Below are 22,150 nucleotides of genomic sequence, written 5' to 3'. Positions count from 1 at the left end.
CCTATTACTGTTTTAGAGCTACAATATAGCACAAACCAAAGATTTTCAACAGTGTTTTCTCATGATTTGTGAAATTAATTTACATCTAATCCTGCAATATCTTGGCGATCCGGACAATATGCTCCCCAATTTTATACAGCCAGCTGTTCAATTCCTGCATACCTTGATCATCTTTGGAGATCCGGCAAGTCAGGCTGTTCTGAACTTGATTATAGATTTCGATAATATCCTGATGGGCTTTGATGATCAGCAAAGCAAGAGCCTGATCCCCTCTTTCCAAATAGCGCAGCAGGGTTAAAAAATTGCTCGATACAGCGATGTATAATTCTCCGGCCTTTTCCTGATCAGTCTCTTCAACCATTATCTGGGCAGCATGAATCCTGGCCCCCAGCCTGGCCATCACAATCAGGCTGTCGGCAATATATTCAAGTTCCTTAATGATCAACTGGTAGCTGTGGCTCTCGACAATTTGTTCCCGGGTCATATTCCGACGGAATAATTCCGTAAAGAATTTCGACAGTTCCTGATAGTGCCAGTCTACTTCCCGCTCCGTCCGTTCCAGCTCCTGAAGTATTTTTGTATCCCCGTAAAAGATGATACGCGGCAGTATTTGAACCATATTCTCAAGGATCTTATTCGCCACCCAGCGGATTTCCTGTCTTGCCTGGGTCAAAGCAACAGCCGGCAGTTCAGGAGCTGCTTTGGTAATATAAATAAGCCTTGGTTTTTTGCCTTCGTCCCTTCGCTGCGGGATCAGCTTAATCAGCCATTTGCTTAAGATTTTGTTTAAAGGCAGAAATAAAATCACCATTAAGACTGCCGAAAAAAGATGCGTATTCGCTACCTGCCGGGGCAGGTCCGCAGCACTCCATTCGATAAACCGGGTAAAGTACGAAAAAAACGGCAGTAAGATTACCGCTGCAGCAAGACGATAAAGCGTGTTGGCTGCGGCTACCCTGACCGCATCGGCCCGTTCAGCGCTGAGAGAGGAAAACAAAGTCGTCAGCGTCCCCCCGATGTGAGCCCCCATGACCAGCGGGATGACCGATTCCACAGACAGCAGTCCGTGTGTGGAGAGGGAAATCAGAATTGCCAGAAACGCAGCACTGCTCTGCAGTAATGCTGTCACAACCATACTTATGGCTATACCGAGAATCGGGTTTGTCCCGAACTGGGAGAGGAACGCATCGACATCAGGCGAGCTTTTCAACGGTGAAAATGCTCCAGAAAGCAAAGACATGCCAACAAAAATACAGCCAAAACCGATCAGCGCTTGTCCGATACTTTTGGCCAGCGTGGTTCTGACAAGAGAAAACATAATAAATCCGATGAAAAGCAGCAAAAGTGCAAAATCCAGGATTGGGAAAGAGATTAATTGAATGACGATCGAGGTCCCGACCGCTGACCCCAGAACAACACCAAGCGCCTGGGTCAGCGTCATCAGGCCTGAATTGACAAATTCGACGATCATGACCGTTGTCGCGGTACTGCTTTGCAGCGCGACTGTCATCACAATTCCGAATAGGGTCGCCGCCCAAGGCTTTCTAGTTAAAGAGGCCAGGATGTTTTTCAACTTTTTCGCGGCAATTTTCTGCAGCCCTTCCGAAGTAACATTAACCCCGTACAGGAACAGTCCCAGTCCGCCTAGAAATTGCATTACCATCGTGATCGAAAACATTTGCTTTAACTCTTTCCTTTGCCAGGCTGTGGTTTGTTCTTATCCGTCTGGATCTTTTCGGCAATCTCTTCAATCTTGCGCAGTCTGTGATTGACGCCGGATTTACCGACTTTCGGGGTCAGAATTTCACCCAGTTCTTTCAAGGTATAATCTGGAAATTCCAGACGCAGGCAAGCAATCTCCTGCAGATTTTCCGGCAGGGCTTTGAGTCCGATGGTCCTTTCAATCAGCCGAATGTTTTCTAACTGACGTACTGCGGCGTCCACCGTCTTATTCAGATTGGCAGTCTCACAATTAACGATCCGGTTAACTTGGTTGCGCATTTCTTTGATGATCCGGATATTTTCAAACTCAAATAACGCCTGGTGGGCACCAATCAGCGCCAGAAACTCGACGATATGTTCGCTCTCCTTTAAATAAACCACATGGAAATTCTTACGGGTACTGACCTTCGCCTTTAGATCGAATTTGTTCAAAAGTTTGCTCAGGTCTCCTGCCAGAACCGGATCATTCGTGATAATCTCCATATGATAATTCCCCTCAGGGTTGCTGATCGAGCCTCCGGCCAGAAATGCCCCGCGGAGGTAAGCCTTCTGGTCACATTTTTTGGCAATAAGTTTCTTATCAATTCCGGCCTGGATTTCTCCCTCTTCATTAAACAATCCGAGTCTTTGCAGATCACTCATCTCTCTGGGGTAAATCTTCACCAGGTAAGAATTGTTTTTCTTCAGTCTTAATTTCCGCCTGACCACAATATCGGCTGGCAGATGCAGCGATTCTTTGGCCAGGTTATATATTTTTCGCGCCACAGGAGCGCTTTCAGTGATCACGTTCAGGGAATATTTCTGATTCGCGCTGATCTGCAGTGTTCCATCCATGCGGATAAGCGAAGCCAGCTCAGCCAGCTCACAACAATCCTTCTGCAGCTCCAGTCTGGCTAGTTCCTCTTTGGTTATGGCACTAAACGACATACCATCAACTCCGGCCCTTCAAAATAATATCCTTTTTCGTCAACAGCGGCTTATATTTATATCGACTTAATTTTTCGATTCAGCAGATACGAATCAACCATGGCGACTCTCTCATTCACGGGCTTCAGACGGAATAACAGACGCAGAATTTCTTTAGCCAGCTTATCCGGATTATGCCGGACAACTTCCCCGCCGGTGTAAAAACTGCCTTCAAAGTAACGAACACCCAGTTTTTCGGCCTCAGCGGCATCACCGTCCACAACCTCAGCGCCTTCTGCCTGATAGCGTTCCCTGACTTGCTGAGATATATTTTCTCTGGCAGCCAGCACCGCATCAACCAGATCCTTCCCAGCATGCTCGATAATTACCTTTAAATGGTCGGCGACCGCATAATGGTCAGTCTCTCCAGGTTCCGTCATAATGTTGCAGACATAAATGCACGGAGCCTTGGCCGAAGCAATCTTGTCGCGAAGCCCTTTCACCAATAGATTCGGAATGATACTGGTATAAAGACTCCCCGGCCCAAGAACAATCAGGTCGGCATCTTCAATCGCCGCTAAAGCTCCGGGCAAGGGCCGACAATCCTGGGGCATAATATTGAGAACTTTGATCTTTCCAGGCGTCGTCCGGATGGCTGTCTCGCCGTTAATGAATCTACCGTCTTCAAAATAAGCATTCAGGGTGATTTGAGAAAGCGTTGACGGATATACTTCCCCGCGCAAGGCGAATACTTTGCCAATTTGCTCGATGCCTTTCTGAAAATCGCCGAATCTTCCGGCCAGACCTGCAAGAAACAAATTCCCGAGGCTGTGTCCGGCCAGCGTCCCGGTATCAAAGCGATAGGAAAAAAGTTCTTCCATGATATCTTCTTTTTCGGCCAGAGCAACCAGACAGTTACGGATATCCCCGGGCGGCAGAATTCCAAGCTCTCGACGCAGACGCCCCGAGCTTCCGCCATCATCCCCAACGGTAACGATAGCCGTCAGATTGCTGGTATATTCTTTTAGCCCTTTCAGCAACGCCGACAGCCCCGTACCTCCACCGATAACAACAATTTTAGGTCCTCGCTTCAATTGACGGCGGGAATAGATCACATCGAGAATTCTATCTTCATTTTCCGGAATCAGCACGGAAATGATAGAGCTGATCATTTTTTTAAACGCAATAAAAACAATAGCCATTCCTGCCAGGCAGGTAACGACCCCCGTCGGACCCACCATTACGGTATCTTTGCCGGCCAGCTGATAGATGATCTCCCGAAACTGCACTTCAATAAATCCGAGGGTTTCCCCGGAGCTGATGACCGAAAGTCCGCCGGCGACAAGAAATAAACCGAGGATTGCCAACAGAAAATATCTTTTTACACCTAAATTTGGATAGAACCATTTGCACATTTCCAAATATTTTTTCGGAAGTTCCATCTCGTCAAACCATTCCTATCCTTTGATATCTCTGTGGTTTATAACACAGGAGTAATTGTTCATCTGCAGGAACTCCGCTGTTTTCTCAACAATTGCCACGGAACGGTGCTGCCCCCCTGTACATCCTATGCCAATGACCAGGTGGCTTTTACCTTCTTTGAGATATAACGGCAGAATAAATTCCAGCATATGAAAAAACCTGCCGATAAAATCAGTCGTGGTAGGATTCAGCAAAACATAATCCCTGACCTCTTTATCTTTGCCGTTCAGGGGTTTAAGTTCCTTTAAATAATACGGATTAGGCAGAAAACGGACATCGATGATTGTATCGGCATCCAGCGGTATCCCAAATTTAAACCCGAAAGAAACAACCGATACAGACATCCTGGCCGGATCGTATTCCTTTCCAAACAGATTCCTGATTTTTTCCTTCATCTGTACGGTTGTCAGGTCTGAACTGTCAATGATCTTGCTTGCATTCCCGCGTAAATCGGCAAGATATTGCCGCTCTTTGTGAATGCCTTCCAGCACATTTCCCTTCGGAGATACGGGATGCCTTCTTCTTGATTCTTTATAACGGTTGACCAGAACATCGTCCGAAGCCTCTAGGAATAAAATTTCGTATTGATATCCCGCCTCCTGCAGATCCGCGAGCGCCTGGTTTAAAGAAGAAAAGAAATCTCCGCCGCGTAAGTCACAGACAATGGCAGCTTTGTCTATTTTTCCTTGGGATTGGGCACACAAGTCAACGAACTTTTCAATAAGGCTCGGCGGAAGATTGTCAACGCAAAAAAATCCAAGGTCTTCCATACTTTGCAGGGCTTGCGTTTTCCCAGCCCCGGACAAACCGGTAATAATCACCAGTTTCAATGCTTCTCTTTTCATAGCCTTTTCCCCCACCTGAATTGTTCCTTTCCTGATTATTTCGTTTGCTTGCCAATATCCGACGCATCCTGCTGAATACGAGCGAGTTCACTTTCCATATTGGCCCCTCCTGCAATATTCTGCCAGCTGGAATTTAGGAGGTCCAAATACGTCCAGTCGTTCACTGAACCCTCCAAATACCAGGCAGACTGCAAAGACAAAGCAACCTCTGACTGAAAACGCTTCGCCGCCGATTCGTAATACGCACTGTTAACAGGCAGCCTGCCGCCGGCTTGAAACATCGCCTCTTCCGCCGCCGGCTTCAGCAGTTCTTCTTCAACCAGCCTAATTGCGCTTTCCATGGCAGGAATCGTCTTTATGGATGAATTAGCGATTCCGATCGTATGATCCAGCAAAACCTGTCCCTTGGCTCCCAGTAAAGAATAGAAGGACAGACAGTCCCAGTTTCCGCCTATGTTCGTCAGTTTGGTACTGTCACTGGCCCAGGTCAGCAGGTAACCGGTCTCACCCCCGGCAAACCGGGCTAAGGCCGCGCTGTCCAAAAGCACTTGGTTTTGCTGACGAAGCGCTGCAAAATTGTTGATAAAAGCCCGATTCTTCTGCGAATTCAGGGCTGGAATACCGTTAGTGCTTAACGTTCCTCCCTCAGCCCTCCACCACGGACTGAGCAGCGACGCATTCAGACCCGGAACTGCGATGACGGAATGTTTCTCCCAGATTTCCGCCAGACTTGCCGGGGGCACCGGTACTTTATCTTTGCGGTAGTAGAGCAGTGGTACATCCGTAAGCCAGGGTGCTGCAAATGCTTGTTTATTATACGTAAAAACCGCTCTCGCCGCCGGATAGGCTGAGTCGATATCCGCCAGGACAGGTGAGACCGCTCCTTTTTTATAGAGCGCATCAAGGATCTGTCTTCTAGCAATCACAATTTCCGGCCCCTCTGCTCCGGCTTGGTAGTTCCAGACCTGCTGGACAATATCTGCCTCAGCAATTTTTTCACCTTTAACCGATACTTCGGGATATTCCTTATTGATTCTGGCAAACTGCGCAAGTAAAGCCTGTTCTTCTTTGCCGTCCAACGAATACCAGACAGAGATTACCGCAGGGGCGTCTCCGCCGGGTTTCCCCGGAGAGGGTCCCTTGGAACAAGCTGTTAAAGCCGTTAAGCTCAATATAATTATCATAATACACGGAAGTGCTTTCAGCCTTTTTTCCATTCAGAGCGATTTCCTCTCCTCATACCTGATACAATCTCACTAAAATAAAAAACCATTATGCTAGGGCAAGTCTGAGGGCCACAACACCGCTTCTCGGCTGTTGCGCCATCCATTACGGAGACTAACCCGAGCAAATATTCGTTTCTTTTCTTCTTATTCTAATCCGTCCGCTGGAAAGTTACAAATACTACTTTCTGAGACTGTTTTTGTCAATTGGTTTTCTATATGCTTTTAGGAGCTTCAACTTTCAACTTTAAAATACTGGGTCGGCTTTCGACCGTAGTAGAACAAATACCAGCCGCCTTTTCCCGGGGAATGTTCTGTAGTCCCTGTTGGAATATCCCGCTCAAAATATTCGATAGCCGTAGCTCTAATCCACTGCCTTTTGTCCATGCCCTCAGACGCAGGAATCCGGTTCTGCCAAATCGGGTCCTTCCTTATCTCTTCTTTCCAACTTTTATCCTGGACAGTCTCTTCTGCTCTCTGTAGAAAATCAGGGATTTGCCCGGGACGTTCAGCGACAAAATAATCAAAACGCAGTGCTTCGCGCCAAAGTTTCCGATTCAGTGCGGTCCGGCCGTCCGGCTGTTCCATCAGAAATTCCCAGATATTCTCGAAGAGTGACCTGGAACTCCATTCTCTTTGGAACCAGCCCTTGCCGTGCCAGTATCTGGCCAGAGCATCAAAAAAATCAAACGGACTCTGCCGATCAGCAAGAACAACTTCGAGTGAAAACTTAAACCTTCCAGAATTATAGTACCTTTCCAGAATTTCTTCTATTCGGACCAGGTCCAAAACCTGTTCGTGGCTCAACTCCCGTGTTTTCAGGACCGTATAGGGCGGATCCGGGCAGTATTTCAGCCCGTATCGGGTACATTGCCTGCGGATTCCCGAACCCTTCAATACCTTGAGAAAACCAAGCTGCAAATGGTTCGGTCTGAGATTAAAAACTTCATCAAATGACTTGCGGAATTCTGCCCACCCCTCATGGGGCAAGCCTGCAATAAGATCCAAATGAACCGGTATACCGCAATCGTGCTGCAAATAACGAACCTTATCTTTCCAGTCCGCAAAATTCTGGGATCGGCGGATCGCTTTTAAAGCAGGTGGATGGGTGGACTGGACTCCTATCTCTAATTGAATCATTCCTGTTGGATAGTTCTGCAAGTACTGCAGCCAGTCCTGATCCAGCAAATCTCCGGCTATCTCGCAATGAGCCCGTGGAATGTCCCCAGACAATCCATATGTGCCCTCCGGTCCTGTTTTTTCGTACTCCCGTTCAGCTTCCTCTTTAAATAGGTCAAGAACTTGAAACCCGTGCGTTTTGGATGCGTTGAATGTTCTGTCCACAAATTTAATCGTCCTTGCCCCGTTCGCAAAAAGCTGCCGCAAAATGGGACGAAGACGCTCCGGTTGCAGAAACCGGACACCCTTGAAAGTGGACGAAATACAAAATTCACAGTTATACGGACAGCCCCTGCTTGTCTCGACATAAACCAGCTTTCCGCGAAGATCCTCTTGCCCCGCGTAGGGGTTTGGAAGAAGATTCAGATCTACGGCATCCGGTACTGCTGCATTCGTTACTACCATGCCACATGCATCGGCGCTGATCATTCCCCGGAAACCATCCGAGGCGGTCATGCTGTCCAGGCCCTGGGGACCGCCGGCCTCTCTCCGCAGTCGCCAGACAACACCGGCAACATCCCGGGGAAGATTGCCTTCGGACCAACCTTCGAGCAGCACAGGCAGAACCCGTTCAGCTTCCCCGGCAACGACCGCATCGAGCTGGGGGACTTCATTTATAAGACGATCACAGTCAAAAGATACTTCCGGCCCCCCGGCCAGGATGAAGGCATCGGGCAAGACAGGCCTCAGCCTGCGTACCAGGGCCTTAACGGAGACAATGTTCCAGATATAGCAGGAGAAACCAAGGACATCCGGTTTCTCTTCAAATATTTCTCCGGCAATTTTGTCCAGATGCTCATTAATCGAAAATTCGCGAATACAGATTTCCCATTCGGTGTTTCCCTGTGTCTTCAAGACTTCACGCAGACAGCGAATGGCTAGATTTGTATGTACATACCGGGTATTTATGCCAACGAGCAGGATCTTCACATTAAAACTCCTTACCTGAATTCTTAGGCTGATTCTTTTTTCTGATTTATGATGGACCTTACAGAACAAATTTCTCGAAAACTTTGGCTACTCCGTCTTCTTTATTTGAAGCTGTAATATAATCCGCAATTTCTTTAAGTTCCTGAAGGGCATTGCCCATCGCTACACCGATGCCGGCAAACATCAGCATTTCCCGGTCATTGAAATTATCCCCGATCGCTATAATTTCTTCCGGCAAGATGCCGAAATTCGCGGCTAACGCCCTAAGCGCGCTGCCTTTGTTGACCTCTTTATCGATCATATCCAGAAAAATTGGCTTGGAACGCGTAAAATGAAGCCTGTCGGCATAGATCTGCCGCAGATCTGCCGTAGCAGCCTGGAGATAATCCTCTCCGGAAATGCACAATATTTTTTCAGCACCTTCCGGCTCAGTGTGCAAAATTTGCAGCACATCCGTTTCCTGGACCTTTATTCCGGTCATTTCCTCATAGGCTTTGGAATATTGATTCCATTTATTTGTAAAGACTTCATCTTTGATAAACACCTGTGTATAGACTTCTTTCGACTGGAGATGCTGAATAATCTTCATAGCTAATCCTGACGGAATCACTTTATGGCAGATGATTTCCCTGCTCAGGGAGTGCTCGATCAAGGCTCCGTTGCATGTAATAATCGGAACATCCAGACCCAGCTGGCTGGCGTATTTTCTGGCAGATACAGCCATCCTTCCTGTAGCAAGCGTAACCATCACGCCTTTGGCCACTGCGCGGCGGATGGCCTTGATGTTCCCTTCTGAAATTTGCCACGCATCGTTAAGCAGTGTTTCATCCAAATCTATGGCAACAAGTCGGATCAATCTATTTCACTCCTTTGGTAGATTACACGAATAAATCGATACTATTATACCATAGAACTTCAGGGCCGTAGCCTTTTCGATTTTTGGGCAAGGTAGTCAGACGTATAATATACCAGAATTAGGGTTGACATGGTCCCGGTAGAAAAACTATAGTAGGATTATATAGAAAACTTGGCTTACGCCAAGCCTTTTGGCACAGGCGTAAGCCTTAGTTGCCCATAGATATATCAGAAAGCACCTAAGGTTTTTCTGATATACTGAAATAGGATGAACGAGGTAATCTGATGACCAGCTGGCTTTTGGGCACGAAATTAGTGATTATTCTATATAGTATTTTTTGCTATGTACTGACTGGGATGACCAATTTACCCCTGGTGCTGTTACTTCTACTTATCTATATCATTGTGAGTATGTTTCATATTATTTCCTCCAAGGAATCCGTAAAAAAAACATGGATGGTTTTGATATGTGTTTTTCTGATTCTCTCTGCTTTCTATGCCTCTAATCTCTTTGTTTTTCTTTTGCCGTTAAACTTATTGGAATTGTTTCACCAGTTCGGGAAAAATCCATTATATGCCCTGATCTCTACATCTCTTCCTCTTTTCTTGCTTGCGGGGAGTATTATCCCGGAATATCTGCTGATCAGTCTTTTGAGCGCCATGATTTATGAACTGTCCCTAAAATCTTCGATGCGCATTGCCCGCCTGGCCGCGGACAACGATTTCTTAAGAGAAAAGAACCATTCTCTTTACGGCCGTTTGCACTCCGGTACCGAATATGAAAACCAGGTCAAGTATTTAAGCCAGCTGGAAGAAAGAAATACGCTTGCGCAAAATATTCACGATAAAATTGGGCATGTCCTTGCCGGAAGCCTGATCCAGCTTGAAGCCGCCCGCGTGGTGATTGACCGGGACCAGAATAGATCAAAGAAGATTATCTCCAATGTTATCCATGTCTTGAAAGAAGGCATGGAGGATATCCGTTCCACACTCAGAACTATCAAACCAGCTCCTGAGCAGCTTGGCATTAATCGTTTGAAAGCGATTCTGGATGAGCATTCATTTAACAGCCAAATGAAAACACATTTGAACTACCGGGGTGATCTGAACTGCATTACCCATTCACAATGGAGAATCATCCTGGAAAATGTCCGGGAAGCACTGACAAATATATTGAAATATTCATCCGCCGGAGAAGTGAAAATAAACCTTGAAATAATGAATAAACTTATTAAAGTCGAAATAAAAGATAATGGAGTCGGTGCCATATCGATTAAGAAGGGATTGGGGCTGGAAGGGATGGAGGAAAGAACGGAAAGCTGCGGAGGCAAACTAATTCTGGACAGTTCAGACGGTTTTTCCGTCATTACCTTACTGCCTGTGAAAGGAGCAGAAAATGCCGATTAAAGTACTTATCGCCGATGACGACATCCTGATTCGGGAAGGGCTTAAAATCATACTTCAAAACGACGAACGTTTTGAAGTAACCGCCTGTGTGGGAAATGGCCTGCAGGCCATCCAATACTGTGAATCCCAGAAAGTCGATATCGTGCTGCTTGATGTCAGGATGCCTGTCATGGACGGCCTGCAGGCTTCCAGAGGAATATCTGAGAAAACGACCGTCAAGCCACTGATCCTGACCACATTTGACGACGATGATTTTATTCTGACGGCTGTAAAAAACGGTTCGAGAGGGTATTTGCTGAAGAACAGTTCCCCTGACCGGATCATGGACGCGATAAAAATGGTATATGAGGGCGGCATTGTGATGCAGGACAGTGTGATGAAAAAAATTCGGGAGGAACTGGTCACGAATCCCAAAGTCAAAATTGCTGAAGATCTTTTCTCTGATAGAGAAATGGATATCATCAAACTTATCTCCAAAGGCCTTGCTAATCGCGAAATAGCAAAGGAGCTCTATGTCTCGGAAGGTACGGTAAAAAATCATATCACTTCCATCCTGAATAAAACGGAGCTTGAGCACAGAACCCAAATTGCGATTTATTACCTGACCGGTTCCAGATCATAAAAACATTACATAACCAAAAGAATGTTACAATCATCATAAACAAATGACTTTTGTCATACGAATTGGTGACCTTTTCTACTAACGAAAGGTTCCTTTTTTTAGTAGTATCTATGATGAATCATAGTGATGGATAGGAAAATGAAAGGGGCGGTTCATTATGAGCATCCTGGTAATGGAAAATGTTACGAAAAAATTCGGTGATGTCATTGCTGTGGATAACATGAATATCAGCATTGCACAGGGAGAAATATTTGGACTTTTGGGACCGAACGGCGCAGGTAAAAGCACCGCTATTAACATGATTATTGGCTTATTATCCATCGATAAAGGGACGATCTCTATTCTGAATAAAGATACGAAAAGAAACAAAGCCTTTTCGAAGAAAAACACAGGCATAGTTCCCCAGGATATTGCCATTTATGAAGATCTGACCACGCTGGAAAATGTCAAATTTTTTGCGGGCCTTTACGATCTGCGAGGGGATGAGCTGAATAAGGCAGCGGCTGAGGCGCTTGAATTTACCGGATTAAGCGATAAGGCAAACAGTTATCCAAAAAGCTTTTCCGGGGGCATGAAAAGACGGCTGAATATCGCCTGTGCGATTACCCATAAACCGAAATTGATTATCATGGATGAGCCTACCGTAGGTATCGATCCACAATCCCGGAATCATATCCTGCAATCTGTTAAGAAATTAAATCAGATGGGCTGTACGATCATTTATACCAGCCATTACATGGAAGAAGTCGAAGAAATCTGTTCCCGAATCGCGATCATGGATCACGGCAAAGTGATTGCCCTGGGCAGCAAAGAAGAGTTGAAAGCGCTGTTAACCGACTCCAATATTGTCTGGATTACCGTTAACGACTCGATCACGAAAGCTGTCGAAGACAAGATCAGGGAAATACCCGGGGTTCTTCAGATGGACATTGAAGAAAATACGCTAAAAATTAGCACTGCCAAAGAAGTCCACAACCTTGATAAAATTATCTGTTACTTTACCGAAAACAAGTTCTCAATCAAAAGTGTTGAGAGCAGAACACCGGACCTGGAAACTGTATTTCTGTCGCTGACCGGCCGCAGTCTAAGGGATTAGGTGGCTGCCATGAGAATTATTCATATTATTTTAAAGGAATTCAAACAGAACATTCGGGATTCCAAAGCGAATATTATGATGGTCCTTTTCCCGATTGTCTTGATTGTCATCCTGGGTACGGCCTTTTCCGGTGTATTTTCCAATGATATTGTATTGGACGATATACGTGTCCTTTATTCTGTTCAAGGAGATCCGGCACTTACCGAAAGTTTTCATTCCTTTCAGGAGGAGCTGCAGAAACAGCTGGGAATTACTTTTACCGAAACGACAAACCCAGAGGAAGGTCTAAGCAGTATTAGAAATGACCGGTATTCCTGTTTTATTTTGCTGACGAGCGCCCCCCCGGAAATTCACGTCTACAAAAATGCGCGTTTTAACTTTGAGGCCAATCTCGTTGAATCATCCGTTAAAGTGTTTGCCGCCAGATATGATGCCGTTAAGCTGATTGCCCAAACAAATCCTTCTGCATTAGCGGGCATTATGGCTAGTCCTGAAGAAGATTATGTTCAGTCCGAATCCATAGACAAAAAAAGAGAACCCGGTTCACTGGATTACTACGCGGTAACCATGCTGACACTTTTTTTACTGTACGCTTCGCTGACCGGATTCTGGTCTGTTAAAAATGAACAGAATTTTAAAACCGGCAACCGGATACTTAGCAGTCCTGTCACCAAAATCGAACTGCTCACAGGCAAAACCCTCGGCGGCCTCCTGGTAACCATCGTGCAGGCAGCGGTCGTTCTTCTGTTTAGCTCGCTTTTCTTTAAAGTGTACTGGGGATCAGACCTGCTATCGGTCCTGCTGATCATTTTCTCTGAAGCTGTTCTGGCAATCAGTCTGGGTACGGGAATTGCTTACCTGATTCGCAATGACGGTACAGGTGCCGCTTGTCTAAATGTTCTGATCCCAATTATTGCTTTCCTCGGCGGCGGGTATGTCCCGTTATCCTCGCTGAATGGTCCACTCACTGCCATCACTGCGCTATCTCCGCTTAAGTGGACAAATGAGGCAATTTTCAGATTGATCTATGATCAGGACTATACGATCATGCTTCCTGCTATTCTGATCAATCTGGCTGTCGCCGCGACATTTCTAATGGTCTCAGCATTCCTATCCAGAAAGGAGGCGGTCTGAATGAAAAACATTCTATTTTTAGTCCGGAACACCTTAAAGGTCACCTTTAGAAAAAAGGGGAATTATATTGTCTATCTGCTTCTTCCGCTGCTCGGTATTGTCTTTGCACTGGCGATCTACAGCGGGGCCAAGTCAGAACCCGTCCAAATCGGGCTGATTGACAAAGACCAAACTGCCCTTTCCGCCTACCTTGTCCAGGAAACTGCTAAAGCGGGAAACTATACGCTTACTCCCCTCCAAGAAACAGAAATAAAAAACAACCTTCTGGATCAAACCCTGGAGGCAGCTATCATCATCCCCGGTGGATATGAAAAAAGTATTGTTGCCGGCTCTCCGGCAGCAATCAAAATCATCTCGTTAAAGGGACAGGATACAACGGCCTGGCTGGAGCAGTTTTTTAATCTGCAGACCCGGAATCTGAAAGATCTGGCTGCCGCTGCCGGCGGGGACGAGACAGCTTTCCGGGGACTGTTTCAGGAATACAGCAGCCATCCGCTCCAGGTATCTGCTGTCGAACTGCAGGACGAAAGTGTCAGCAAGGATATTACCCTGACAAGCTTCGGCTTCCTGCTGATGTTTGTAATGCTCGGAGCAGGCTTGACATCTCATGCTATCCTGAATGAAAAAAAAACCAGGACCTATCACAGAATTTGTGCGAGTCCCGTATCGCCAAAGGAATATCTCAGTGCAAATGCGCTAAGCAGCCTGATCATCGTTACCGTTCAAACACTCTTTATCATCGTGGCTTTACAATATCTGTTCCGTATTGAAACCTATGTGCCTGCAATCCTTCTGTTCTTTATCCTTCTGCTGTTCGGCCTTGTTTCAATCGGGATCGGACTTATTACAACAGCGTTTTCCAGTTCGTCCTACATGGCAGGCACGCTTTCTACGCTTATCCTGACGCCGACCTGCATGCTGGGAGGATGTTTCTGGCCGGTTAGCCTGATGCCCGAAACCATGCAGAAAATCGCCCACTTTATGCCGCAATGGTGGGCTTTGGATGCGATTCAAAAAATGCAGTCCGGCAGCAGTCTGTCGGAAATCCTGATGAATATTGCTATCTTGATTGCTTTTGCCGTGGCTTTCTTCCTAATTGCAGTGTACCGGTTCGCCAGGGAAAACAATATCCAGAAATTCGTGTAATTCATTTGTTTGTACTGAAGAAACAAAAATACTGCCAACAACGGTTGTCAGCAGTATCTAAAATTAAACCTTCATATTACTGTATGATTTTTATGCTTGCCTGAGAAGCTTTTCCAATTCCCCATTCATAAAGTTATAATTATGCCCGTCTTCCGGATACTGTTCCCCAACTACATCATTCTTGTAGCTTTCCAAAGCATCCAAGATGATCGAATTCAGATTCACATACTTCTTGACAAATTTGGGGGTGAAAGCGTCAAAGAAACCCAGCGCATCGTGGACGATCATCAGCTGTCCATGAACATATGGACCTGCTCCGATCCCAATAACCGGGATATTTGCTCTTTCAGTAACAATCTTGCCGACTTCAGGCGGAATAGCTTCCAGCAGTAACAGGCTAATACCGGCTTCCTCAAGAATCCTGGCATCTTCAATAATCTTTAAGGCGCCTGCACAATCGCGTCCCTGGGATTTGAATCCACCTAATTGAGCCATCGATTGCGGAGTTAAGCCAAGATGTCCCATGACAGGAATGGTCGCTTTGACCATAGCTTCGACGGTATCCGCCATATTGGATCCGCCTTCCAGCTTGACAGCATCGCAGCCAGCCTCTGCCATAAAACGGCTTGCATTGCGAATGGCTTCTTTTTTGCTGATCTGATAGGTCATGTAAGGCATATCGCCGACTAAGTACGCCGTGGGTGCACCTTTACGGACTGCCTTAGCATGTGTGACCATGGTATCCAGATCCATGCCCAGGGTTGTTTCTTCTCCCAGAACGGTCATCGCCATAGAATCTCCGACAAGTATAATATCGATACCAGCCTTCTCTTCAAGAAGGGCCATTGGATAGTCATAGCACGTGAGCATGGTAATTTTTTCACTTAAATTCACTTTGTTCTGCAACGCATTGATGTTGACTTTCGATCGCATTTTCTCTTTCCCTCCAAAAAATATAGGAACGATTCCTTAAAATTATTTACAATATAATATATACCATCTGCCTTCAATTGTCTACCCCCTGCCGACACTTTTCCACAAGGGGAGTACACCAATTAATGACATTGTCGAAAAATCATAAAAGCTGATACCGTATAAAACGACATCAGCTTGTAAAAATTAATGAATTTAACCCATTGTCCTAAATTCCCAGATGTTTTCCTAAAAACTGTCCTGTATATGATGCCGGAACCGCGGCGATTTCCTCGGGCGTACCAATTGCGACAATCTCGCCTCCCCGGCTGCCGCCTTCCGGACCGAGGTCGATGATATAATCGGCGGTTTTAATCACGTCCAGATTGTGCTCAATGATCAAAACGGAATCGCCCGCCTCAACGAGGCGCTGTAAGACCTTTAACAGTTTATCCACATCGGCAACGTGCAGACCGGTCGTCGGTTCATCCAAAATATACAGCGTTTTCCCCGTACTGCGGCGGCTGAGCTCCGTGGCCAACTTAACGCGCTGGGCCTCTCCCCCGGAAAGGGTCGTAGCCGGCTGCCCAAGCTTGATGTAGCCTAAGCCAACATCCTGCAGGGTCTGCAGTTTCCGAGCAATCCGAGGTACAGCCGCGAAAAATTCAACCGCTTCAGCAACCGTCATGTCGAGGATCTCCGCAATATTTTTTCCTTTAAAGCTTACCTCCAGGGTCTCACGGTTATAACGCTGCCCGCGGCATACCTCACACGGCACATAGACATCCGGAAGAAAATGCATTTCGATTTTTATGATTCCGTCTCCCCGGCATGCCTCACAGCGTCCGCCTTTGACATTGAAGCTGAACCGGCCTTGTTTATAGCCTCTGATTTTCGCTTCCGGCGTCTGAGAAAAGAGGTCCCGGATAAAATCAAATAGCCCGGTGTACGTGGCCGGATTGGATCGCGGTGTACGCCCGATCGGAGACTGATCAATGTCGATAACCTTGTCGACATACTCCAGTCCTTTGAGCTCTTGGTAAGCCCCGGGACGGATTTTGCTGCTGATTTTGAGCTCCATCTGAAGCCCTTTGAATAATATTTCGTTGACCAGCGTGCTTTTGCCCGATCCGGACACGCCTGTTACACAAGTCATCACACCCAATGGGAATTTGGCATGGAGCTGTTTCAGGTTGTTCTGGGCTGCGCCGATTACTTCAAGCCATTTTCCGTTCGGCCGACGGCGTTCAGCCGGGACTTCAATCTTTTTTCGACCGGTCTGATACTGCCCGGTAATCGAAGCTTCACACGCCTTGATCGCTTCCAGATCTCCCTGCGCCACAATATGCCCCCCATGGGCTCCGGCACCAGGGCCGATATCAATGATATGGTCGGCCTCCAAAAGCGTATCCTCATCATGTTCCACGACCAAAAGCGTGTTCCCCAAGTCCCGCAGTTTTTTCAACGTGTCCAGCAGTTTAGCGTTATCGCGCTGGTGCAGACCGATGCTTGGCTCATCCAGCACATACAGCACGCCGGTGAGACTCGAACCAATCTGCGTGGCCAGACGGATCCTCTGGGCCTCCCCGCCTGAAAGTGTCCCGGCGGCACGATCCAGCGTCAGGTAGTCCAGCCCGACATTAACAAGAAAACCAAGCCTTTCTTTGATTTCTTTCAAAACCTGACGCGCAATCATCTGTTCCTTTTCACTTAGAACGATCTTTTTAAAAAAGTCCAGGGACTCCATCACGGTAAGCCGGGTCAGCTCATAGATAGATAAACGATTAATCTTTACAGCCAGCGCTTCCGGTTTCAGCCTCTTGCCCTGACAGGCCGGGCACGGTTTCTCTGTCATCAGACCTTCTATTTCATTCCGGACATAGTCCGAGGTCGATTCCTTATATCGGCGGTTAAAATACGGCACCAGTCCTTCAAAAGGCGCTTTCCAATATTTTAATTCATCAAAGACATTGTAGTAACTGAATTTAATCGGTGAATCAGAGCCATAGACCAGGGCCTGCCACTGCTCCGGTGTCAGATCTTTCACCGGGCAGTCCAGACTGAAGCCGAATTTTTCGGCCAGCCCCTGCAGCAGGGCAGGATAATAGCTCGAACTCGATTTCGCCCACGGCACGATTGCACCTTCATTGATCGACTTGCTGCGGTCAGGGATAATCAGATCGATATCTGCTTCCAGATTCGCTCCGAGTCCGGTACACGACGGACAGGCCCCGAATGGGCTGTTGAAGGAAAATAGTCTTGGAGCAATCTCGTCGATTGCAATTCCGCAGTCCGGGCACGCAAAGTTTTCGCTGAACAGAATCTCTTCCCGACCCGCGATGTCGACCAGGACCGTGCCTTCGGCGAGCTTTAGCGCAGTCTCGATTGAGTCGGCGAGCCGGGCGGTGCTGTCGGGCTTCAGGGAAATTCTGTCGACAACCACATCAATGGAGTGCTTTTTGTTTTTTTCGAGAAGTATTTCCTCACTGAGGTCTCTGACTTCTCCGTCCACCCTCACCCGGACGTAGCCACTTTTTCTGACCTGTTCGAGTGTCCGGACGTGCTCTCCTTTTTTCCCTTTGATTACCGGTGCCAGAATCTGCAGACGGCTTTTCTCCGGATAGGTCAGCAATTGATCGACCATCTGTTGAACGGTCTGCTGACTGATCTCTTTGCCGCAGTTCGGACAATGCGGATGGCCGACCCTTGCATAAAGCAGTCTGAGATAATCATAGATTTCTGTTACCGTTCCTACAGTTGATCGCGGGTTGCGGCTGGTCGTCTTCTGATCAATGGAGATTGCGGGTGATAGTCCTTCAATATAATCGACATCCGGTTTGTCCATCTGGCCCAGAAACTGGCGGGCATAAGCTGAAAGGGACTCAACATAGCGTCTTTGGCCTTCAGCGTAAATGGTGTCAAAAGCTAGAGATGATTTTCCTGAACCGGACAGGCCGGTAATAACAACGAGCTTATCCCGCGGAATATCGACATCAATGTTTTTGAGGTTATGGACACGGGCGCCCCGTACCTTGATATAATCCTGGGTCATACATTTCCTCCATAAGGCTTCTAAAGATGATAAGGCTATATTTTTGCTTGATTCTATTCCTTATTTAACATCTATTCTACTATAATTGCCACGATCTTATCTTACACCAAAAAACAGCAAAAAGGAACATTTGTTCGCATTCATTTACCTTCTTTTTTTACGGGATCTGTTCTGTTTCTCGGAAGAATAGTTTTTGCCGGATTTAGAGCGGCTGCTCCGTGTCATACCAGCATATTCTCCCTTCAGTTCAATGATCGCATCCCTCAAGTCAGCTGCGCGTTCAAAATCCAGTTCCCTGGCAGCCTTAAGCATCTCTTCTTCCAGGACCTGAATGGTTTTTTCCTGTTCCTCAGGTGTTAACTTGCCGCCTTTTTCCCCATAAGCCGTCTTTTTCTCCGCAACTTTCGTCGCTTCAGGCACTTGATAGATCTGCTTGCGAATGGTCTGCGGGATAATCCCGTGTGCTCTGTTATATTCTTCCTGGATCGCTCGGCGACGGTTGGTCTCACCAATCGCGGCTTTCATGGATTCCGTCATATTGTCCGCATACATGATGACTTTTCCGTTGACATTACGTGCCGCCCGGCCCACAGTCTGGATCAAAGACCTTTCCGATCTTAAGAATCCTTCCTTATCAGCATCAAGGATCGCCACCAGCGATACCTCAGGCAAATCAAGGCCTTCTCTTAAAAGGTTAATCCCGACAATCACATCGATTTCTCCAAGACGGAGTTCTCTTAAGATTTCCAGCCTCTCAAGGGTCTGAATATCAGAATGAAGATATCTGACATTAATATTCAGCTGTTTCAGATAGTCTGTCAGGTCTTCGGACATTCTCTTGGTCAGTGTGGTCACGAGAATTCTTTCGTCCCTGGCAATCCGCTGCCGGATCTCGCCGATCAGGTCATCAATCTGTCCCTGGGTGGGCCTCACAATGATTTCCGGGTCAATCAGACCTGTGGGCCGGATAATCTGTTCGACAACCTCGCGGCAGTGCTCCATTTCGTATGGTCCGGGAGTCGCACTGACATAGACCCTTTGGGGTACAACTATTTCAAATTCAGAAAAACGCAGCGGCCGGTTATCCATGGCAGAGGGCAGGCGGAAACCATGCTCCACCAGCGTGCTTTTCCTGGAACGGTCTCCCTCAAACATGCCTCTGACCTGCGGCAGAGTCTGATGCGATTCATCAATGAACATCAGGAAATCCTTCGGGAAAAAGTGCAGCAAAGTATAGGGTGTTTCTCCTGGTTTGCGGAAGGTAAGATGCCTGGAATAATTTTCAATACCGTTGCAAAATTCCATCTCCCGAAGCATTTCAATATCGTAGCGGGTTCTCTGTTCGAGGCGCTGAGCCTCCAGCAGCTTTTCCCTGGAACGGAAATATTGCAGGCGCTCTTCAAGCTCCTGCTCAATATTTTCAGCTGCCAGCATTAATTTATCACGTTCGGTCACATAGTGGGAGTTTGGAAAAATCGAGATATGTTTTCGTTCTCCCAGGATTTCACCGGTCAGAAGATTCACCTCATAAAGATGCTCAATTTCATCGCCGAACATTTCAATCCGGACTGCCTTTTCATCCGTAGAAGCAGGACATACCTCGACGACATCCCCTCTTACCCGGAAAGTTCCACGATAAAAGGCGGTATCATTCCGGTCGTACTGGATTTCAACCAGCTTGCGCAGCATCTGATTGCGTTCTATTTCCTGGCCCTGCCGCAAAGACAGAACCATATCCCGGTACTCATCCGGAGAGCCCATACCATAGATACAGGAAACACTTGCGATAACAATGACGTCTCTTCTTTCAAACAACGCAGCTGTGGCCGAGTGCCGCAATTTTTCTATTTCCTCATTGATTGAAGCGTCTTTTTCAATGTAGAGGTCATTGGATGGAACATAAGCTTCCGGCTGATAATAATCATAATAACTGACAAAATATTCAACCGCATTCTCCGGAAAAAATTCCTTAAACTCGCAATACAGCTGTCCGGCCAGCGTCTTATTGTGTGCAAAGACCAGGGTCGGTTTTTGAATGCGTTCAATGATGCTGGCCATTGTAAATGTTTTACCCGATCCGGTAACACCAAGCAGCGTTTGGTGCTTTTTACCGGCTAGAACGCCTTCAGTAAGCTTGTCCACTGCCTGGGGCTGATCTCCAGAAAGACTATAAGGAGCCCGCAGTCGAAATTCCATAGAATATCCCTCCATCAAAGACAGTATATTTATTATATCATTTTGTTCTCATTCCCGCATTTTTGTTTCATCCTTGATGGAGGTCCGTCAAAATACTGCTCAGGAGCTCGCTGCGGAAATGGTCCAATCCCCTGAAATTCACGGAGTCATTAATTAGATTTTTTAATTCGAGGCGGTTCTTTCTGTATTGTTCGAGAATAGCTATCAGCTCCGTACTGTGACCCATCCGGAAACCCTGCTCTTCAATCCGACAGGGATTTCCTTTCCAGACAGCCAGATTCTTTTCCGGAAAGAGCAAACCGACGATTGTGTACGGTTTTAGCGGATGAACAATGATTTCCATGGCCTGCCCCAGGCATTTAACCTCTTCGAGCAGTACCCGCAGAAGGTGAGCAGACTCTTCACCATCCAGGCAAATCCGGTCAAAATCCCGAATATATCTTGGAGCAAGATTTAGCCACCCTTCTAATTGAAGGCTATGGAGAAAATAGAACGACAGATTGTTTGCTTTTATTCTGGAAAGGATTCGCGTGATCTCATCAATATGCGGCGAATCATCACCTTGCTGATCGCCTTCCCAGGCCAAAGACAGGACAGCGTCCAGGTTCCTGGTTTTGTTTTGACAGGCGTGGCTATCTTCCTCAGATTCCTCAGATTCCTCTTCTTTTTTTGGCATATAGTCTTTTCTGAGCTGGGCAATGATGTCCTGCTCAATGTCAGCAAGACTTGCTCCCAGCTGACTGATTTTAGGACTGTGTTCTTCCAGTCTGCTCTGGCGGCAGAAGGAAGAAAAATCAATTTCACGGTGGTACGGGCCGCAAAAATTTATCTGCCAGTTAAATTCATCCTTATCGAGTAAGCATATTTTATGCTTGGGCAGATACAGACCGGCAACTGAATCGGCTTCCCTGATCGACCTGATATAATCAACATCATTCCCACGGTCAATCATCTGGATGCCAATGAGCTTCATCATGGTTGATTTTCCTGTACCCGGGCCGCCCGTGAGAAGATATGTATATTTAATTTCTTTTAGCAGTTCAGGCAGCAGCGATACGTAACCGTAAGGCGTGAATGCCTCAATATAATAATGCCGAATCCCACTTGTGTTCCCCATGATGATTCCTCCAGTTCAATAATGTCTGTGGGATATTCTATGCAAATGGAACAGCTGGCGTTCTCCCGTCAAATCAGAAATGCAATGTTCATTACAATGCTCCGCTCACAGCGAAACTGTGTCCCTCAGACTGATCATAGGGATAATAAGCAGCTCTGCATATCAGGAATTAACTATCTATGTGTATATTTATTCTATCAATGTATTATACTAATTTGCGTATAAATTATTAGATACAATCCAATCCCAGCCAGTAATGCTTTTTACCCTTAAGTGATTATTTTCTAGACTTGCAAGTGTGTCACACAGTCTTAATTCCACGTGTT

The 22,150-nt window shown here is 46.7% G+C and carries 16 protein-coding genes; 5 read left to right on the top strand and 11 right to left on the bottom strand.

What is annotated here, in order from left to right; genetic code table 11:
• Positions 1-85: 85 nt before the first annotated feature.
• The 7 genes from NC238_15250 to NC238_15220 all read right to left on the bottom strand — a co-directional run bounded on the left by NC238_15250 (position 86) and on the right by NC238_15220 (position 9,143).
• Positions 86-1,678, bottom strand: a complete 1,593-nt coding sequence (locus NC238_15250) for a Na/Pi cotransporter family protein (protein ID MCM1567264.1) — start codon at positions 1,676-1,678, stop codon at positions 86-88.
• 5 nt (positions 1,679-1,683) lie between these two features.
• A complete protein-coding gene (whiA, locus tag NC238_15245) occupies positions 1,684-2,649 on the bottom strand; it encodes a DNA-binding protein WhiA (protein ID MCM1567263.1) in 966 nt (321 codons plus the stop codon).
• A 56-nt stretch (positions 2,650-2,705) separates the two neighbouring features.
• Positions 2,706-4,070 (bottom strand): YvcK family protein, encoded by a 1,365-nt coding sequence (locus tag NC238_15240; GenBank protein MCM1567262.1) that lies wholly within the window; start codon positions 4,068-4,070, stop codon positions 2,706-2,708.
• 15 nt (positions 4,071-4,085) lie between these two features.
• The gene (gene rapZ, locus NC238_15235; GenBank protein MCM1567261.1) at positions 4,086-4,955 is read right to left on the bottom strand and encodes an RNase adapter RapZ; all 870 of its coding nucleotides are present in this window, start codon (positions 4,953-4,955) and stop codon (positions 4,086-4,088) included.
• A 35-nt stretch (positions 4,956-4,990) separates the two neighbouring features.
• Positions 4,991-6,172 carry an ABC transporter substrate-binding protein gene (locus NC238_15230; protein ID MCM1567260.1) on the bottom strand — a complete coding sequence of 394 codons (1,182 nt, stop codon included), beginning with the start codon at positions 6,170-6,172 and terminating at the stop codon, positions 4,991-4,993.
• A gap of 240 nt (positions 6,173-6,412) precedes the next feature.
• Entirely contained in the window at positions 6,413-8,287 is a 1,875-nt protein-coding gene (locus tag NC238_15225; GenBank protein ID MCM1567259.1) for a B12-binding domain-containing radical SAM protein, read from the bottom strand.
• Positions 8,288-8,345: 58 nt separating this feature from the next.
• On the bottom strand, positions 8,346-9,143 hold the full coding sequence (locus NC238_15220; protein ID MCM1567258.1) for a Cof-type HAD-IIB family hydrolase: 798 nt from the start codon (positions 9,141-9,143) through the stop codon (positions 8,346-8,348).
• Positions 9,144-9,427: 284 nt separating this feature from the next.
• On the opposite strand from NC238_15220, the gene NC238_15215 reads away from it, so the two are divergent.
• The 5 genes from NC238_15215 (at position 9,428) to NC238_15195 (ending at position 14,547) form a co-directional block, all read left to right on the top strand.
• Positions 9,428-10,549, top strand: a complete 1,122-nt coding sequence (locus NC238_15215; protein MCM1567257.1) for a sensor histidine kinase — start codon at positions 9,428-9,430, stop codon at positions 10,547-10,549.
• Positions 10,539-11,171, top strand: coding sequence for a response regulator transcription factor (locus tag NC238_15210; protein ID MCM1567256.1), 633 nt, complete (start codon positions 10,539-10,541; stop codon positions 11,169-11,171). The genes NC238_15215 and NC238_15210 overlap by 11 nt, the downstream gene beginning before the upstream one ends.
• 157 nt (positions 11,172-11,328) lie before the next feature.
• A complete protein-coding gene (locus tag NC238_15205; GenBank protein ID MCM1567255.1) occupies positions 11,329-12,267 on the top strand; it encodes an ABC transporter ATP-binding protein in 939 nt (312 codons plus the stop codon).
• Between the two features lie 9 nt (positions 12,268-12,276).
• Positions 12,277-13,401 carry an ABC transporter permease gene (locus NC238_15200; GenBank protein MCM1567254.1) on the top strand — a complete coding sequence of 375 codons (1,125 nt, stop codon included), beginning with the start codon at positions 12,277-12,279 and terminating at the stop codon, positions 13,399-13,401.
• On the top strand, positions 13,402-14,547 hold the full coding sequence (locus NC238_15195) for an ABC transporter permease (protein ID MCM1567253.1): 1,146 nt from the start codon (positions 13,402-13,404) through the stop codon (positions 14,545-14,547).
• Positions 14,548-14,637: 90 nt separating this feature from the next.
• On the opposite strand, the gene panB is transcribed toward NC238_15195, so the two are convergent.
• The 4 genes from panB to NC238_15175 form a co-directional block, all read right to left on the bottom strand.
• Positions 14,638-15,480, bottom strand: coding sequence for a 3-methyl-2-oxobutanoate hydroxymethyltransferase (gene panB / locus NC238_15190; GenBank protein ID MCM1567252.1), 843 nt, complete (start codon positions 15,478-15,480; stop codon positions 14,638-14,640).
• Between the two features lie 208 nt (positions 15,481-15,688).
• Positions 15,689-18,511, bottom strand: coding sequence for an excinuclease ABC subunit UvrA (gene uvrA / locus NC238_15185; protein ID MCM1567251.1), 2,823 nt, complete (start codon positions 18,509-18,511; stop codon positions 15,689-15,691).
• Positions 18,512-18,655: 144 nt separating this feature from the next.
• Positions 18,656-20,707 carry an excinuclease ABC subunit UvrB gene (uvrB, locus tag NC238_15180; protein ID MCM1567250.1) on the bottom strand — a complete coding sequence of 684 codons (2,052 nt, stop codon included), beginning with the start codon at positions 20,705-20,707 and terminating at the stop codon, positions 18,656-18,658.
• 67 nt (positions 20,708-20,774) lie between these two features.
• Positions 20,775-21,824, bottom strand: a complete 1,050-nt coding sequence (locus NC238_15175) for a hypothetical protein (protein ID MCM1567249.1) — start codon at positions 21,822-21,824, stop codon at positions 20,775-20,777.
• Between the last annotated feature and the right edge of the window lie 326 nt (positions 21,825-22,150).

It is taken from the genome of Dehalobacter sp. (assembly GCA_023667845.1).
Classification (GTDB): domain Bacteria; phylum Bacillota; class Desulfitobacteriia; order Desulfitobacteriales; family Syntrophobotulaceae; genus Dehalobacter.
This window is presented reverse-complemented; position numbering and strand designations above follow the sequence as displayed.

Excerpts from the sequence above, each read along its gene's own strand:
- NC238_15250 (MCM1567264.1), bottom strand. The coding sequence starts at position 1,678 with ATGTTTTCGATCACGATGGTAATGCAATTTCTAGGCGGACTGGGACTG.
- whiA (MCM1567263.1), bottom strand. The coding sequence starts at position 2,649 with ATGTCGTTTAGTGCCATAACCAAAGAGGAACTAGCCAGACTGGAGCTG.
- NC238_15240 (MCM1567262.1), bottom strand. The coding sequence starts at position 4,070 with ATGGAACTTCCGAAAAAATATTTGGAAATGTGCAAATGGTTCTATCCA.
- rapZ (MCM1567261.1), bottom strand. The coding sequence starts at position 4,955 with ATGAAAAGAGAAGCATTGAAACTGGTGATTATTACCGGTTTGTCCGGG.
- NC238_15230 (MCM1567260.1), bottom strand. The coding sequence starts at position 6,172 with ATGGAAAAAAGGCTGAAAGCACTTCCGTGTATTATGATAATTATATTG.
- NC238_15215 (MCM1567257.1), top strand. The coding sequence starts at position 9,428 with ATGACCAGCTGGCTTTTGGGCACGAAATTAGTGATTATTCTATATAGT.
- NC238_15210 (MCM1567256.1), top strand. The coding sequence starts at position 10,539 with ATGCCGATTAAAGTACTTATCGCCGATGACGACATCCTGATTCGGGAA.
- NC238_15205 (MCM1567255.1), top strand. The coding sequence starts at position 11,329 with ATGAGCATCCTGGTAATGGAAAATGTTACGAAAAAATTCGGTGATGTC.
- NC238_15200 (MCM1567254.1), top strand. The coding sequence starts at position 12,277 with ATGAGAATTATTCATATTATTTTAAAGGAATTCAAACAGAACATTCGG.
- NC238_15195 (MCM1567253.1), top strand. The coding sequence starts at position 13,402 with ATGAAAAACATTCTATTTTTAGTCCGGAACACCTTAAAGGTCACCTTT.
- panB (MCM1567252.1), bottom strand. The coding sequence starts at position 15,480 with ATGCGATCGAAAGTCAACATCAATGCGTTGCAGAACAAAGTGAATTTA.
- uvrA (MCM1567251.1), bottom strand. The coding sequence starts at position 18,511 with ATGACCCAGGATTATATCAAGGTACGGGGCGCCCGTGTCCATAACCTC.
- uvrB (MCM1567250.1), bottom strand. The coding sequence starts at position 20,707 with ATGGAATTTCGACTGCGGGCTCCTTATAGTCTTTCTGGAGATCAGCCC.
- NC238_15175 (MCM1567249.1), bottom strand. The coding sequence starts at position 21,824 with ATGGGGAACACAAGTGGGATTCGGCATTATTATATTGAGGCATTCACG.